Below are 16,408 nucleotides of genomic sequence, written 5' to 3'. Positions count from 1 at the left end.
CTTTACTTTGCAACATATTAATATCAAAAAACAGATTCATACAACTAGTAATACCGGAAACATAATGATTTGGAATGAGAGCATTGAGTGTATGGACCGCGAAAGTCTTCGCAAGATTCAAAGCATACGACTCAAGAAAATTGTAGATTACGTCTATCACAACACTCCTTTCTATCGAAAGAAGATGCAGGAAATGGGAATAACCCCCGATGATATCAATAGTATCGATGATATTGTAAAACTGCCGTTTACCACGAAACATGATTTAAGAGATAATTATCCGTTCGGACTTTGTGCCGTGCCGATGAGCCAGATTGTACGTATTCATGCCTCTTCCGGAACAACCGGAAAGCCGACGGTTGTCGGATATACCCGTAAGGACTTGGCCTCCTGGGCGGAATGTATATCACGTGCTTTTACCGCTTACGGAGCGGGTCGTTCTGATATTTTCCAGGTATCATACGGATACGGACTGTTTACGGGCGGACTGGGAGCGCATGCCGGAGCCGAGAATATCGGTGCTTCTGTTATTCCGATGTCCAGTGGCAACACTGAAAAACAGATCACTTTGATGCATGATTTCGGAGCGACAGTGCTTTGTTGCACCCCTTCTTATGCGCTTTATCTGGCAGATGCAATCAAAGATTCCGGTTTGCCACGTGAAGAATTTCAACTGAAAGTCGGTGCGTTCGGTGCGGAACCCTGGACGGAAAATATGCGTCATGAAATTGAAGAGAAACTGGGAATCAAAGCATACGATATTTATGGGTTGAGTGAAATTGCCGGACCGGGTGTCGGTTTCGAGTGCGAATGTCAGAATGGCACTCACTTGAATGAAGACCATTATTTCCCGGAAATTATCGATCCGAATACTTTGCAACCGGTTGAACCGGGACAAACGGGCGAGCTGGTATTTACCCACCTGACCAAAGAAGGTATGCCGTTGCTTCGTTACCGTACGCGTGATTTGACTGCTTTGCATCATGATAAATGTTCTTGCGGGCGTACATTAGTACGTATGGATCGTATTTTGGGACGCAGTGATGATATGTTGATTATCCGTGGTGTAAACGTATTCCCGACACAGATTGAATCTGTCATTCTTGAAATGGCAGAGTTTGAACCGCATTATTTGTTGATAGTGGGTCGTGAAAACAATACCGATACGATGGAACTCCAGGTTGAAGTACGTCCGGAATTCTATTCTGATGAGATCAACAAAATGCTGGCTTTGAAGAAAAAGCTGGGAGGACGTTTGCAAAGCGTGCTTGGATTGGGAGTCAACGTGAAACTGGTAGAGCCTCGCAGCATTGAGCGTAGCGTAGGTAAAGCGAAACGTGTGATTGATAACAGAAAAATATAAATAAGTATTAGGTATTAAGTATTAAGTATTAACCATGCGGGTGATCTTGGAACTGTGGTAATACTTGTTGCCTAATACCTAATGCTTGTTACTTAATACTTATTACTTAATACTTTAATAAATATGGTAGCAAAGCAACTTTCTATCTTTTTGGAAAATAAGTCAGGTCGTTTGACGGAAGTGACTGAAGTGCTGGCGAAAGAAAATGTCAACCTTTCTGCCTTGTGCATTGCCGAAAATGCTGATTTTGGTATTTTGCGTGGAATAGTATCTGATCCGGATAAAGCATACAAAGCTTTAAAAGATAATCATTTTGCAGTGAATGTGACTGATGTAGTAGGTATAAGCTGTCCCAATATACCGGGTGCTTTGGCAAAAGTGCTGGGATATTTATCAGACGAGGGTGTATTTATTGAATATATGTATTCGTTTGCCAATAACAATATTGCAAATGTGGTAATTCGCCCCAGCAATCTGGACAAATGTATCGAGGTATTGAAAGAAAAGAAAGTCGATCTGCTGGCTGCAAGTGATTTGTACAAGCTGTAGATATAGCAGTAAACGATCAACAGGGAACGGTAAATAGCTGTGTTGTCTTTGAATGGGATAACACAGTTGTTTGCCGTTTGCAATTCGACGTCATTTTCTCTCCTTTTGTCGATGTTTAACGCCTTTTATGTATTAAAAAACACAGATTAATTGCTAAATTCCCGGCGAATAAGTAACTTTGCGCATTATTTTTAAATAGGATGAAGAAAAATATCATTATAACTTTGCTTGCGGCGGCTACTCTGACATCATGTGGAGAGTACAATAAATTGCTGAAAAGCACCGATTACGAATACAAGTACGAAGCTGCCAAAAACTATTTTGCGAAGGGACAGTATAATCGTTCAGCTACGTTGCTGAATGAGTTGATAACCATTCTGAAAGGAACCGATAAAGCGGAAGAGTCTTTGTATATGCTGGGAATGAGTTATTATAATCAGAAAGATTATCAGACAGCTGCCCAAACATTTATCACCTATTTCAATACATATCCTCGTGGCACTTTTACCGAACTGGCACGTTTTCATGCAGGTAAAGCTTTATTTCTGGATACCCCGGAACCACGTTTGGATCAATCAAGCACTTATCAGGCTATCCAGCAGTTGCAGATGTTCATGGAGTATTTCCCAAACAGCACAAAGAAGCAGGAAGCACAGGATATGATTTTTGCTTTGCAGGATAAGCTGGTTTTGAAAGAACTTTATTCTGCAAAATTATATTATAATTTGGGTAATTATTTAGGTAATAACTATGAGTCTTGTGTAATCACAGCTCAAAATGCACTGAAGGATTATCCTTATACCGATTATCGTGAAGAACTTTCTATCTTGATTCTGCGTGCGAGATACGAAATGGCTATTTATAGTGTAGAAGACAAGAAGATGGAACGTTACCGCGAAACAGTGGACGAATATTATGCTTTCAAGAATGAATTTCCTGAAAGTAAATATTTGAAAGAAGCCGAAAAAATATTCAATGAATCACAGAAAGTAATTAAAGACTAAATTTAAATAGATTTATGGACTACAAAAAAACGAATGCTCCTGCTACAACAGTAACCCGTGACATGATGGAACTCTGTGCTGATACAGGTAATGTTTATGAAACTGTTGCCATTATTGGTAAGCGTGCTAATCAGATCAGTGTAGAAATCAAAAACGATCTTTCAAAGAAATTGGCAGAGTTTGCCTCTTACAATGACAACTTGGAAGAAGTGTTTGAAAATAGAGAGCAAATCGAAATTTCTCGTTATTATGAGAAATTGCCGAAACCGGACTTGATTGCTACGCAAGAATACATCGAAGGGAAAGTATATTATAGAAATCCGGCTAAGGAGAAAGAAAAACTTCAGTAATTTATTTTCTGACGAAGAATTTGATAGTCAAGTAGTAAGTGGGATGATTATCCCTACTCCTTATTGCTTGGCTATTATTGTTTAACTCAACTACTATTTAGAATACTTATGATTCAACGAATTCAAACTGTTTATTTATTGATTGTTACAGGATTGCTGATTACAGCTATGTGTATGCCGATAGGTTACTTCATTGATACAATGGGTGAACATCCTTTTAAGGCATTAGGATTGGAAATAAACGACACTTTTCAGTCTACATGGGGTTTATTCGGGATTCTGATGCTTAGTGCTATCGTTGCCGTGGCTACCATTTTTTTATATAAGAACCGTATGTTGCAGATTCGCATGACGATTTTCAATAGCTTGTTGTTGGTCGGTTATTACATTGCTGCCCTCGCTTTTTATTTTGCGTTGAAGAATGATGCAAATATGTTCCGGGTAGGCTGGGCATTGTGTTTACCACTTATTTCCATTATTCTGAATATATTGGCTGTTCGTGCTATTGGACGCGATGAGGTGATGGTAAAGGCTGCGGATAGATTGAGATAAGAAGATATTTTCCTATATTTGGATAATTCGTTAATATGATTAATGAAAAGCATCGCTTTAACTCTTCTAAAGCTATGCTTTTTGCTCTCTAAAGCTATGCTTTAGCATCTCTAAAACGGGGCATTTACTGAATATTCCTGTTTTAAAGATACAAATAAGGCAACTAATTCATTGCGAGTTAGTTGCCTTATTTAATGAGTATCCCTAAAGTGATGCTTTGTAAATATTTCAAGCTTCTTCTCTCGAAAGGAGGAGGGAGAGGATTTTATTTCTTCAAGTCAAATAAGTATGTGAGCTTTATGGTAATTGTTCCATGCGCTGCACGGGCGAAATAGTCTTTCTTTGTGGTACTGTAAAAGTCAAACAGTGCAAAGTAGTAACGACCTTCAACGATGAAGCTGCCAACTTTCTTTGTTCGGAGTTCTACGCCACCGCCACCGGCAATACCGTAGTCGAATTTATTCTGAATCTTAACTCCGTATATGGCTTTCTGTGTATTCGATAAGGTGTTCATATCAATACCTTTTATTGTTTCCGATTCGCTTATCAGAAAGCTGATTTGAGGACCTGCATGAACAAAGAATTGTAATCCTCTGTCTCGTCCGAAAGCAAGATGGGCTAGAAAAGGAATATCAATATAGGTCATTTTGCGGGTATAAGTTTTGCTCGGATCCTTTGAGGTGACTTCATATCCGTTATCGTCCAATGATACCGTTTCAAACAATTGATCCCAACCCCTTTGTGATACATTCAATTCGACTTGTGCACCACAAATCATGGCAAAATACTTCTCGGATATATAACGTGCCGTCACCCCTCCGGTAATTCCCATCAAGCTATTTTGCTTGATACTGGGAGTGAAAGAAACACTGTTTAAGTTGACACCTCCATTAACACCTACTGATAAATTGCTGCGTGCTTCTCCAATTTGGGCAGTGGCAGGAAGAGCAAATCCTGTAAGTAGGAGTGTTGCAATCAAAAATGGTTTTATCTTTATCATTTTCGTATTATTCGAAATCAAGTTTTACTAATTCAAAATTCTTAGTGAAACGTATGAAGAACACTTTCTTATTAATAAATCCTCCCCAGTTGTTCACGCGCTGGAATTTGAATCCTGTCTGGATTGGAGTCAGGTTCATCTTAGTCAGATTGTTTTCCAATTCCGAGCCATAGAGCGATAATCCCTTCAAGAAGAAGAAACCAGTGTCGAAGCCAAGCATTGCGTAATTAGGGTATTTGCTTGCCAAATCTTTACTATACCATTTATGATAAGCGTTGGTGAATTGCACGGCTGCCGGGAACAATGTATTGGTATAGAATGAAGAGTAGAAATATACATCCAACTCAAAGAAACTTTCCAGATGATCTCTGGTGTAAGTCTGCCATTCCGGATAACCGAACAGGTGAATTTTTTCTGTAGGATTCTCTCTCACTAACAACGTCAGTTGAGGAAGTGCCTTAATCAGTAAAACATTACTGCCCGATGTCGGGATAAAAATGTTTTCTTTATCGCTGCGAAGTGTTGCTTTCAATGTTTCTTTAGTTGCGCTTTCGCTGACGGTTCTCATAGGAATTCCTTTGCTCTTCAACTCTTGTTTCAAGCCGCTGATAAATTCCGTTTTCTCCTTGTCAGCACTCGATGGTTCGATGAGAATAACGTTCGCATTAGGGAATTGGCGGGTGAAATGCTCATAAACCTCTGAATATAAATAAGATTGAGGCGTATTGATCTGAAATACGGCAGGGTTGTTGAATACCTCTTCTCCCTTTTGAGAGAAAGGAATCACCAAGCGTATATCGTTCTTCTTCGCGAAGTCTGACAATGGTTTTATTTGATTCTGATGCATCGGACCGAAGATGATATTCATACTCTTCATCTCGTTTTTGGCAAGAATTGTATTCAATGTAGAAATGTCTTTTCCACTGTCATATACATATAAATCAAGAGAAACGCCCGTACGTTTCAGACTGTCTACTGCCATCAGGAAGCCTTCGTAATATTCCACCATGCGTTTGTACTCCTGGAAAGGCAACAACAAGGCAGCCTTAATGGTAGACAGTTTTTGGGGAGTCTCCTTATTGTTACGGAAAAGCTCGCTATTGCTGGGAGGAATAGCGTATGGATCTTCTTTCTTTGTTGGCTGTACAGTGGTTGCTGCCGGGTAGGGGATGCAAAGGAATTGTCCCTTTTTCATACCCTTTTTCAGTTCCGGGTTAGCGTCAATTAACTCCTGCTCGCTGATTCCGTATTCACGGCTCACGCTGAATATAGTCTCTTTGCGCTTTACTTTATGCATATCTTTGCATCTCGGAACAACAGGACCTTGAATGGTCGATTGTTCAGTAGGCGTTTGAACTACGGCGGCAGTTTGTTCTTCTTTTTTTTGCGGAATCAGAATAACTTGTCCGAGACGGAAATTCTCGGCACTCAAACCTGGGTTTGCTTCACAAATATCTTTAGCGGACACATTATACATTGATGTCAGTTTGTACAATGTTTCTCCGGCTTGGATTGTATGGAATGTTTCCCCTTTCTGACTTTCTTTTCCTGTAGGGATTTTGATGGTTTGCCCGGCATAGATCTTTTCGTCACAACCAGGATTCAGACGTATGATGTCTGACGTAGTGACATTATACATCTTCGAAATGGAGTATAAACTTTGTCCTTTTTCGATGGTATGCAAGAAATAAGATTGGTTTTCCTGTGCATAACTGATAGCGTATGAAACGCTTACAAAAAGCAGAAATAAGAATATTCGGTTTATCGGTTTCATCAAATTATAACTATTGGTTCTTGAAATCAAGGAACAAAGGTACAAATAATGCCCTATATCTTCATAAGATTTGAGTTAAGAAAATAATATTGTGCTTTTTTAGGAGCATATTTCGGGCGGAAACATTAATTTTGCAACATTTATGGAAGGATATGAATATGCAGGAAACAGAATATATTAATGTGTATGGTGCGCGCGTGCACAATTTGAAGGACATTGATGCCGAGATTCCCCGTAACAGCTTGACTGTTATCACCGGATTGAGCGGTAGTGGAAAATCTTCTCTAGCCTTCGATACGATTTTTGCCGAGGGACAGCGCCGCTATATCGAAACTTTTTCAGCCTATGCCCGCAATTTCCTGGGCAATCTGGAACGGCCGGATGTTGATAAAATAACAGGCTTGAGTCCGGTTATCTCCATTGAACAGAAAACAACGAATAAAAATCCCCGTTCTACTGTAGGAACAACTACCGAGATCTATGATTATCTTCGTTTGTTGTATGCCCGTGCGGGAATTGCCTATTCGTATCTGTCAGGGGAAGAAATGGTGAAATACACCGAAGAGCAGATTCTGGATTTGATTCTGAAAGATTATAAAGGAAGGAAAATATATTTGCTGGCGCCATTGGTGCGTTCACGTAAAGGACATTATAGAGAACTTTTTGAACAGATACGTAAAAAGGGATATTTATATGTACGGGTGGACGGAGAAGTGCATGAAATCGCACATGGTATGAAGCTCGATCGCTATAAGAATCACGATATAGAAGTGGTTATCGATAAATTAGTGGTTGCAGAGAAAGACGATCGGCGTTTGAAACAGAGTGTGGCAACTGCCATGCGTCAGGGAGACGGGCTGATGATGATTTTGGATGCCCAGTCCGAAAGTATCCGGCATTATAGTAAGCGGCTCATGTGTCCTGTCACCGGGTTGTCTTATCGTGAACCGGCTCCGCATAATTTCTCATTCAATTCACCGCAAGGAGCGTGTCCGAAGTGTAAAGGGTTGGGAGTAGTCAATCAGATTGACGTGGACAAAGTGATTCCCGATCGTGAACTTTCCATTTACGAAGGTGCGATAGCTCCTTTGGGAAAATATAAGAATGCGATGATTTTCTGGCAAATCGGTGCTTTGCTTGAGAAGTACGATGTAACGTTGAAAACACCGGTTAAGGAGTTGCCGGACGATGCGATTGATGAAGTGTTGTATGGCTCTGACGAACGGATTAAAATCAAGAGTTCGCTGATCGGCACTTCATCCGATTACTTTGTTACTTATGAAGGAGTGGTGAAGTATATTCAGATGTTGCAGGAGAAAGATGCTTCTGCGACAGCGCAGAAATGGGCGGAACAATTTGCCAAAACAACGGCTTGTCCTGAATGTAAAGGGGCCCGCTTGAATAAGGAAGCTCTGCATTTCCGCATCCACGATAAAAATATCAATGAATTGGCAAACATGGATATCAACGAGTTGTATGACTGGTTGATGAAGGTCGATGAATTCCTTTCCGATAAGCAGAAGAAAATATCAGTAGAAATTCTGAAAGAGATTCGTACACGTTTGAAGTTCCTGCTGGATGTCGGTTTGGATTATTTGGCGTTGAACCGTAGTTCTGTCAGCCTTTCCGGGGGTGAGAGCCAGCGTATCCGTTTGGCTACACAGATTGGTTCTCAATTGGTGAATGTGCTTTATATTCTCGACGAGCCGAGTATCGGTCTGCATCAGCGTGATAATTTGCGTCTTATCAACTCTTTGAAAGAACTCCGTGACATGGGAAACTCCGTGATTGTGGTGGAACATGATAAGGATATGATGTTGGCTGCCGACTATGTCATCGATATGGGACCGAAAGCCGGACGTCTCGGTGGAGAGGTTGTTTTTGCAGGAACTCCCCAGGAGATGCTGAAGACCGATACGATGACTTCGCAATACCTGAATGGAAAGATGAAGATAGAAATCCCCGCCAAGCGTAGAAAAGGAAACGGGAAATCTATCTGGCTGAAAGGAGCGAAAGGGAATAACCTGAAGAATGTTGATGTAGAGTTTCCGTTAGGAAAACTAATTTGCGTGACAGGTGTATCAGGAAGCGGGAAATCTACTTTGATTAATGAAACTCTGCAACCGATTCTATCGCAGAAGTTCTATCGTTCTTTGCAGGATCCTTTGGAATACGATTCGATTGAAGGATTGGAAAACATCGATAAGGTAGTGAATGTCGATCAATCACCTTTGGGACGTACGCCACGCTCCAATCCTGCTACCTATACTGGTGTGTTTTCTGATATTCGTAATCTGTTTGTAGGTCTTCCGGAAGCTAAGATTCGCGGTTACAAGCCGGGACGTTTCTCCTTTAATGTTTCAGGCGGACGTTGTGAAGCCTGTACGGGAAATGGTTATAAAACAATTGAAATGAATTTCCTTCCTGACGTATATGTGCCTTGTGAAGTATGTCACGGCAAACGTTATAACCGGGAAACACTGGAAGTACGTTTCAAAGGAAAATCGATTGCCGATGTATTGGACATGACAATCAACCGTGCCGTAGAATTCTTTGAAAACGTTCCGCAAATCTTGAATAAGATAAAAGTATTGCAGGATGTCGGACTTGGATATATCAAGTTGGGACAATCTTCTACCACTCTTTCCGGTGGAGAAAGCCAGCGTGTGAAACTGGCAACGGAACTGTCGAAAAGAGATACAGGCAAGACCCTTTACATCCTTGATGAACCGACTACTGGACTTCATTTTGAAGATATCCGCGTACTGATGGGAGTACTGAATAAGCTTGTGGATAAAGGGAATACGGTTGTCGTCATCGAACACAATCTGGATGTGATTAAAATGGCGGATTATATTATCGATATGGGCCCTGAAGGGGGTAAGGGTGGGGGAGAACTCCTTAGTTACGGAACACCGGAAGAGGTTGCGAAGAGCCATAAGGGATATACACCTAAGTTTCTTCGCGAAGAATTGGGGCTCTAATTTGAAGCATAGCGTTCCCCTAATAAAGTCAACTATTCTTAATCATATTAATTAAGGCGCGGATTACACCGTTTTTATTTAGTTAGAGCCGCGTAATCCGTGCCTTAATAAAAGTCATAGAGGATTTTGTCTCCTGCTAATTCTTTATTTGTCAGATATAGAAAGTATAAATATAACGAAAATGAAAATCAATAAAACAAATGCCGCACGGCTGTTAGATAAAGCTAAGATAGCCTATGAACTGATTCCCTACGAAGTGGATGAAAATGACTTGAGTGCTGTTCATGTAGCAGCTGATTTGGGAGAAAACATTGAGCAAGTGTTTAAAACTCTTGTCCTGCATGGCGATAAAAGCGGATATTTTGTTTGTGTCATTCCGGGAGAACATGAAGTTGACTTGAAAATGGCAGCTAAAGCTTCGGGTAATAAGAAGTGTGATTTGATTCCCGTAAAAGAACTTCTGCCACTTACCGGATATATCCGGGGAGGATGTTCGCCTATCGGCATGAAGAAACATTTCCCTACATATATCCATGAAACCAGCCGTCAGTTTCCGTATATTTATGTAAGTGCCGGGGTACGTGGACTTCAGATAAAAATAGCTCCAGAAGATTTGATTCGTGAATCCAGAGCAGCAATTTGTCGTTTATTTGAGGAGTAAGCCTTATTATTTGTAGAGTAAATATGGCTTCATATTCTTTGAATGAATTAAAAAAAGTATATATTTGCAGAAAATATCAATTTTATTAATCTAATATTCTTATTTATATGTTTGAAGGACAACCGAAAGGGCTATACGCTTTAGCCTTGGCTAACACGGGCGAACGTTTTGGCTACTACACGATGCTTGCTATCTTTACACTTTTCTTACAAGCGAAATTTGGTTACACGGCAGCAGAAACTTCTACGATTTTTGGTTCATTCTTGGCAGCAGTTTACTTTATGCCTCTTGTTGGTGGTATTTTGGCTGACAAGTGCGGTTATGGTAAGATGGTGACGACAGGTATCATTGTCATGTTTATTGGTTATCTGCTTTTAGCGATTCCTACTGCAGCAGACCTCACCGGTAAGATGATGATGTTTGGTTCACTGTTTTTGATTGCTTGCGGAACCGGACTATTTAAAGGTAATTTGCAGGTAATGGTGGGTAACCTTTATGATTCTCCGGAATATAGTTCAAAGCGTGACACCGCTTTCAGCTTATTCTATATGGCAATCAATGTAGGTGCATTATTTGCTCCAACGGCTGCAACCAAGGTAACCAACTATATCTTAGGTGGTGCAGGATTTACTTATAACGCTCAAATACCTTCTTTGGCGCATCAATTCCTTGATGGAACTATTACTCCCGAAGGAAATGTTGCTCTTAGCGGTTTGCAGGCTGCCCAGGGCTTTGCCGGTGATACAGCCGCATTCTGTAGTTCTTATATAGAGAAATTGTCAGAAGCATATAACTATGGTTTTGCCGTAGCTTGTATTTCTTTGATTATTTCAATGGCAATCTACGTATGCTGCCGTTCTATGTTTAAACATGCGGATTATAATTCTAAACAGGCTAAGGCTGTAAATAATAATAACGAACCGGAACTGACTCCGGCACAAACAAAAGAACGTATCGTTGCTTTATTACTTGTCTTTTCTGTGGTTATCTTCTTCTGGATGGCATTCCATCAGAATGGTTTGACAATGACATTCTTTGCACGCGATTATACTACTCAATCCGTGACAGGACTTGACCGTATTGGATTCGATGTGTGGAATCTGGTTCTTCTTGTTATCGCTGTTTATGGTGCATTCTCCCTTTTCCAGTCAAAAACCGGCCGTGGAAAAGCGATTGGCGGTATTGCTGTATTGGCTTCTTTGGGTGTATTGTTTTGGAATTATTCTTCTATGAATCCGACTGTAGAAATCCTTCCTCAAATATTCCAGCAGTTCAATCCGTTCTTTGTAGTGGCTCTGACTCCGGTATCTTTGGCGGTCTTTGGTTATTTGGCTAGAAAGAAAAAAGAACCGTCCGCACCACGCAAAATCGGTATCGGTATGGTGATTGCTGCGTGTGGTTTCTTGATTCTGGCAGTTGGTTCTATGGGGTTGCCTACTCCAAAAGAAGTGGAAACAGCGGGTATTAATCCGGATGTCCTGGTTTCTCCCAACTGGTTGATTTCTACTTATCTTGTGTTGACTTTTGCTGAGTTGTTGCTTTCTCCGATGGGTATTTCTTTTGTTTCGAAAGTGGCTCCGCCCAAGTATAAAGGTATGATGATGGGTGGCTGGTTTGTAGCTACTGCTATTGGTAACTATTTGGTCGCTATTATTGGTTATCTGTGGGGTGGTATGCAACTGTGGATGGTATGGAGCGTATTGATCGCCTGCTGTCTGTTATCAGCTCTGTTTATCTTCTCTATCATGAAGAAACTTGAAAAGGTAGCATAAATTAAGACGGGTATTTGCCTGGTAATATTATTTAATAAAAAAGGCTTGCAGAACACAATCTGCAAGCCTTTTTTATTAAATATCCAGTCCCATGATATAATCATTCATATAATATCCGTTTCCAATCGGAAAATCACCTTCCCTCAGTTTCCTCATCCCCATGTGTTCGTAAAACTGTAATGCCTTGTTATTGCGATTTACATTTAGTTCCATCAGGCAAGGTTCCGGATGCATCTCCTTGATGCACTTGATTGCTTCTTTAAATAAGAAACTACCGCAATGCGTACCCTGAAAGCGGGGGAGAACATAGATTTTCTGAAGATGGAATACATCTTTTTCCTGTTGCTGCACAGAGACGTATCCGCATGGCTCATTCTCTTTATAGGCGATGGAATACACATGCCCTTCTTCCTCCATTTGCTTGCGCACATTGGAAGGAGCATACATCCAGTCCATCATATAATCCAGTTGTTCAGGAGATAAAATATCCTTGTAGGTGGCGGGGAATACCTCCTTTGCCATCATATGAATAAGCTCGCAATCGGCTACCGTTGCTTTTCGAATTGTAAACATACGTATTTTCTATTTTATAGTTTAACGGGCACAAATATAGCCATTATTTCCTTTTATAATAAGGTAAGCACTCTCTAATGTTTTAATTATTATTAATTTATAGTACTTTGTAACGCAAGGTACTTGAGTAATGCATATATTTGTGCCATCTAAAAGAAGTGAATAATGAAAGTAGACAATGTAAAATCACAGATGAGGAAAGGCATGCTTGAATATTGCATCATGCTTTTGTTGCACAAAGAGCCTGCCTATGCTTCTGATATTATTCAGAAATTGAAAGAAGCCCAGCTGATCGTAGTGGAAGGCACCTTGTATCCGTTGCTGACCCGTCTGAAAAATGACGACTTGTTAAGTTATGAATGGGTGGAATCTACCCAGGGACCTCCCCGCAAGTACTATAAACTCACTGAACAAGGAGAAACCTTTTTGGGAGAACTGGAAATTTCCTGGAAAGAACTTAACGACACAGTGAATCATATAGCCAATAGATAATCCGAAAAAGAAGAAATAAAAATGAAAAAGACATTGACCATAAACTTAGGAGGAATAGTTTATCATATAGATGACGATGCCTACCGACTGTTAGACAATTATCTGTCTAATTTGAAACATTACTTTCGTAAACAGGAGGGTGCGGAAGAAATTGTAGACGATATTGAGATGCGTATTGCCGAACTGTTTGCCGAGAAAGTAACTGAAGGAAACCAGGTTATCACGGTTTCGGATGTAGAAGAGATTATCGCCCGTGTAGGCAAGCCGGAAGATTTTGGTATTGCTGACGAGGATACAGATTCACGGAAAAGAACGGAACAAGCATCGTCCGCTAATCAAAGCAATACGCAAACCTCTGCCCAGCGTCGCTGGTTTCGTGATCCGGATAATAAATTGTTGGGTGGTGTGGCAGCAGGACTGGCAGCTTACTTCGGTTGGGACATCACATTGGTGCGTATCCTGATGATTATTCTGGTGTTTGTGCCTTATTGTCCGATGATTATCCTTTATATTATCGGATGGCTCGTTATTCCGGAAGCCCGTACGGCTGCAGAAAAGTTAAGTATGCGTGGAGAAGCGGTAACCATTGAGAATATTGGCAAAACAGTGACAGACGGCTTCGAACGGGTAGCAGATGGGGTTAATAATTATGTGAACTCCGGTAAACCTCGTACCTTTCTTCAAAAGATAGGCGATGTATTTGTTTCCATTGCTGCTGTTCTCTTTAAGATATTTCTGGTAGCTCTTGTCATTCTTTGTTGCCCTGTCTTGTTCGTATTGGCTGTCGTATTGGTAGCGTTGGTATTTGCGGCAATTGCCGTGACAGTCAGTGGAGGAGCTTTACTTTATGAGTTGTTGCCTGCCATCGACTGGATGCCGGTTGCTTCCGTCTCCCCTATGATGACATTATTAGGTACGATTGCTGGAGTTGCCCTCATCGGTATTCCATTAGGAGCTTTCTTATATACTATCCTGCGCCAGCTATTCCATTGGTCGCCAATGGGAACAGGTTTGAAATGGTCGCTATTGATTTTATGGATATTGGGTGCGGTCATTATGGTTATCAATCTTTCTGCTCTTGGCTGGCAACTGCCTCTGTATGGCCTGCACTGCTTTAACTAAGCCTCTTAGCCGATTGATAATGAATGTAATGGAGAAGGCTCTGAACTCAAGTAGATTGAGAACAGAGCCTTCTTTAATTTTACTTTATTGGAAAGTCGTTAAGCACAGATTACTTCTTTCCTTTTACCCATTTGTCCAGCCATTCGAAGAATGTGCGTTGCCATAGAACCCCATTCTGCGGCTTCAATACCCAGTGGTTTTCATCCGGATAAATCAGTAACTCTGCAGGAACACCACGCATCACGGCAGCATCGAAAGCAGCCATTGCCTGATTGGCTAGGATACGGTAGTCTTTCTCTCCATGGATACAGAGGATAGGCGTATCCCATTTCTCCACGAAGAGGTGAGGGGAGTTGGCAAACGTACGTTGTGCCACCGGATTTTGTTTTTCCCAGTATGCGCCACCCATATCCCAGTTGGCAAACCATTTCTCTTCAGTTTCCAGATATTGCATTTCCATATTGAAGATACCGTCGTGGGCAATGAACGCTTTGAATCGTTTGTCATGATGTCCCGCCAACCAGTATACGGAGAATCCTCCGAAGCTGGCACCTACACATCCCAAACGGTCTTTATCTACATACGGCTCTTTCGCTATCTCGTCGATAGCAGTGAAGTAATCTTTCATACACTGGCCACCGTAGTCACCACTGATCTGTTCATTCCATTCCACACCAAATCCCGGCAAGCCGCGACGATTCGGAGCAACAACGATATAATCATTGGCTGCCATAATCTGGAAGTTCCAGCGATAAGACCAGAACTGGCTTACCGGACTTTGCGGACCTCCTTCACAGAACAACAAAGTCGGATATTTCTTGTTCGGATCAAACTGCGGAGGATAGATCACCCATGTCAACATCTGTTTGCCATCTGTTGTCTTCATCCAGCGACCTTCCACTTTACCCATTTCCAACTGATCATAAATCTGCTTATTCTCCTGTGTCAGTTGAGTGGTTGTGCCATCCAATGTCACTGTATAAATCTCGTCACCCATGCTCATAGAATGACGCTTGGCAATCAGCTTATCACCCAAAAGAGCCACACCTTCGTAATCATACATTCCCGAAGTAACAGCCTTTACCGAATCAGTTGCCAAATCCAGCGCATAAATCTGCGATTCTCCGTGCCATACCCCTGTGAAATAGATAGTCTTGGCATCTGCACCCCATACAAAAGCATCCACATTCGATTCGAACGCCTTGCTGACAAACCGTTTCTCTCCGGTTTCCAGGTTCATGATGAACAGACGGTTCTGGTCGGCTTCGTAACCGTCACGTTCCATGCTCTGCCAGGCGATATACTTGCCGTCCGGAGAGTATTGCGGATTGGTATCATATCCCTTGTTCTCTTCGGTAATGTTCTCTGTTTTCTTAGTATTCAGGTCATAGACATAAATATCCGAATTGGTAGAAACCGCATATTCCAATCCTGTCTTTTTACGGCAAGTGTAAGCCACTTTATCTGAAGTCGTATTCCAAGCAAGTTGCTCAATGCCACCCCAAGGCTTCATAGGACTTTCATACGGTTCACCGTCTAAAATATCCACGATATTGGAAATGCCGTTACCGTCGAAGTCGGCAACAAAAGGATGTGGAGCTGTCGTCACCCATTCATCCCAATGTTTGTACATCAGGTCGGTCACGATGATACCTGTGGATTTCGGCAGGTCCGGATATTTATCAGCAGTGCTTTCTTTCGTCTTTACTTGTGAAATAAACAGTAGTTTTTTGCCATCCGGTGAGATTGAATATCCTTCGATGTCACCGTCATAGTTGGTCAACTGCTTGCGGTCGCTGCCGTCGGGATTCATCTCGTAGAGCTGGCTGCTTCCGTTGTCATTACTTAAGAATGCGAGCTTGCTGCCTCCTTTAATCCATGTCACTTCATTTTCCTGATACGGGGTATGAGTGATTTGCTGGTTTTCGCTTCCATCTGTGTTCATCACGAAGACTTCGCGGTTACTCTTGTTTTCCGCTACACTGTAATACGTTACCGTATACGCAATTTTCTTTCCGTCGGGTGATACGGCGAATCCGCCGATACGTCCCATGGCCCAAAGTGCTTCGGGAGTCATGCGCTTCCCTTCGATCTTAATATCCGATTTCTTGATAAGCACCTGATCTGTTTTGCCTGCGTCTTTCGTTCCTTCGCAGGCAGCTAACAACATTGCTGCCGACATCATAAATAAATTAGCTTGTCTCATATATTT

At 41.5% G+C, this 16,408-nt stretch carries 14 protein-coding genes; 10 read left to right on the top strand and 4 right to left on the bottom strand.

The window, feature by feature from the left end; all coding sequences use genetic code 11:
- Positions 1–64: 64 nt before the first annotated feature.
- The 5 genes from A4V03_RS10355 to A4V03_RS10335 all read left to right on the top strand — a co-directional run bounded on the left by A4V03_RS10355 (position 65) and on the right by A4V03_RS10335 (position 3,818).
- Positions 65–1,363 carry a phenylacetate--CoA ligase family protein gene (locus A4V03_RS10355; protein WP_065540370.1) on the top strand — a complete coding sequence of 433 codons (1,299 nt, stop codon included), beginning with the start codon at positions 65–67 and terminating at the stop codon, positions 1,361–1,363.
- 123 nt (positions 1,364–1,486) lie between these two features.
- Entirely contained in the window at positions 1,487–1,912 is a 426-nt protein-coding gene (locus tag A4V03_RS10350) for an amino acid-binding protein (protein ID WP_065538840.1), read from the top strand.
- 200 nt (positions 1,913–2,112) lie between these two features.
- Positions 2,113–2,916 carry an outer membrane protein assembly factor BamD gene (locus tag A4V03_RS10345; protein ID WP_065538839.1) on the top strand — a complete coding sequence of 268 codons (804 nt, stop codon included), beginning with the start codon at positions 2,113–2,115 and terminating at the stop codon, positions 2,914–2,916.
- 14 nt (positions 2,917–2,930) lie between these two features.
- On the top strand, positions 2,931–3,266 hold the full coding sequence (locus A4V03_RS10340; protein ID WP_065538838.1) for a DNA-directed RNA polymerase subunit omega: 336 nt from the start codon (positions 2,931–2,933) through the stop codon (positions 3,264–3,266).
- Positions 3,267–3,374: 108 nt separating this feature from the next.
- Positions 3,375–3,818: a DUF4293 domain-containing protein gene (locus A4V03_RS10335; protein ID WP_065538837.1), complete on the top strand. Its 444-nt coding sequence runs from the start codon at positions 3,375–3,377 to the stop codon at positions 3,816–3,818.
- A gap of 265 nt (positions 3,819–4,083) precedes the next feature.
- Here the strand turns inward: A4V03_RS10335 and A4V03_RS10330 are convergent, their stop codons facing one another.
- Both A4V03_RS10330 and A4V03_RS10325 read right to left on the bottom strand, forming a co-directional pair.
- Positions 4,084–4,818, bottom strand: a complete 735-nt coding sequence (locus tag A4V03_RS10330) for a porin family protein (RefSeq protein ID WP_065538836.1) — start codon at positions 4,816–4,818, stop codon at positions 4,084–4,086.
- Between the two features lie 7 nt (positions 4,819–4,825).
- The gene (locus tag A4V03_RS10325) at positions 4,826–6,592 is read right to left on the bottom strand and encodes a PBP1 and LysM peptidoglycan-binding domain-containing protein (protein WP_065538835.1); all 1,767 of its coding nucleotides are present in this window, start codon (positions 6,590–6,592) and stop codon (positions 4,826–4,828) included.
- 158 nt (positions 6,593–6,750) lie between these two features.
- Between A4V03_RS10325 and uvrA the strand changes: the two genes are divergently transcribed.
- The 3 genes from uvrA (at position 6,751) to A4V03_RS10310 (ending at position 12,009) form a co-directional block, all read left to right on the top strand.
- The gene (gene uvrA, locus A4V03_RS10320) at positions 6,751–9,576 is read left to right on the top strand and encodes an excinuclease ABC subunit UvrA (RefSeq protein ID WP_065540369.1); all 2,826 of its coding nucleotides are present in this window, start codon (positions 6,751–6,753) and stop codon (positions 9,574–9,576) included.
- A 181-nt stretch (positions 9,577–9,757) separates the two neighbouring features.
- Complete coding sequence (ybaK, locus tag A4V03_RS10315) at positions 9,758–10,237, top strand: Cys-tRNA(Pro) deacylase (protein WP_065538834.1); 480 nt, start codon at positions 9,758–9,760, stop codon at positions 10,235–10,237.
- A gap of 107 nt (positions 10,238–10,344) precedes the next feature.
- Positions 10,345–12,009: a peptide MFS transporter gene (locus A4V03_RS10310; protein WP_065538833.1), complete on the top strand. Its 1,665-nt coding sequence runs from the start codon at positions 10,345–10,347 to the stop codon at positions 12,007–12,009.
- 75 nt (positions 12,010–12,084) lie between these two features.
- On the opposite strand, the gene A4V03_RS10305 is transcribed toward A4V03_RS10310, so the two are convergent.
- Positions 12,085–12,582 (bottom strand): GNAT family N-acetyltransferase, encoded by a 498-nt coding sequence (locus A4V03_RS10305; protein ID WP_065538832.1) that lies wholly within the window; start codon positions 12,580–12,582, stop codon positions 12,085–12,087.
- A gap of 165 nt (positions 12,583–12,747) precedes the next feature.
- On the opposite strand from A4V03_RS10305, the gene A4V03_RS10300 reads away from it, so the two are divergent.
- A complete protein-coding gene (locus A4V03_RS10300; protein ID WP_004312715.1) occupies positions 12,748–13,074 on the top strand; it encodes a PadR family transcriptional regulator in 327 nt (108 codons plus the stop codon).
- A 21-nt stretch (positions 13,075–13,095) separates the two neighbouring features.
- A complete protein-coding gene (locus tag A4V03_RS10295; protein WP_065538831.1) occupies positions 13,096–14,196 on the top strand; it encodes a PspC domain-containing protein in 1,101 nt (366 codons plus the stop codon).
- A 109-nt stretch (positions 14,197–14,305) separates the two neighbouring features.
- Here A4V03_RS10295 and A4V03_RS10290 read toward each other — a convergent pair whose 3' ends face one another.
- Positions 14,306–16,402 (bottom strand): S9 family peptidase, encoded by a 2,097-nt coding sequence (locus tag A4V03_RS10290; RefSeq protein ID WP_065538830.1) that lies wholly within the window; start codon positions 16,400–16,402, stop codon positions 14,306–14,308.
- Between the last annotated feature and the right edge of the window lie 6 nt (positions 16,403–16,408).

It is taken from the genome of Bacteroides caecimuris, from assembly GCF_001688725.2.
GTDB classification, from domain to species: Bacteria; Bacteroidota; Bacteroidia; order Bacteroidales; family Bacteroidaceae; genus Bacteroides; species Bacteroides caecimuris.
The sequence above is the reverse complement of the archived record's forward strand: the minus strand, read 5'-3'. Positions and strand labels throughout refer to the sequence as shown.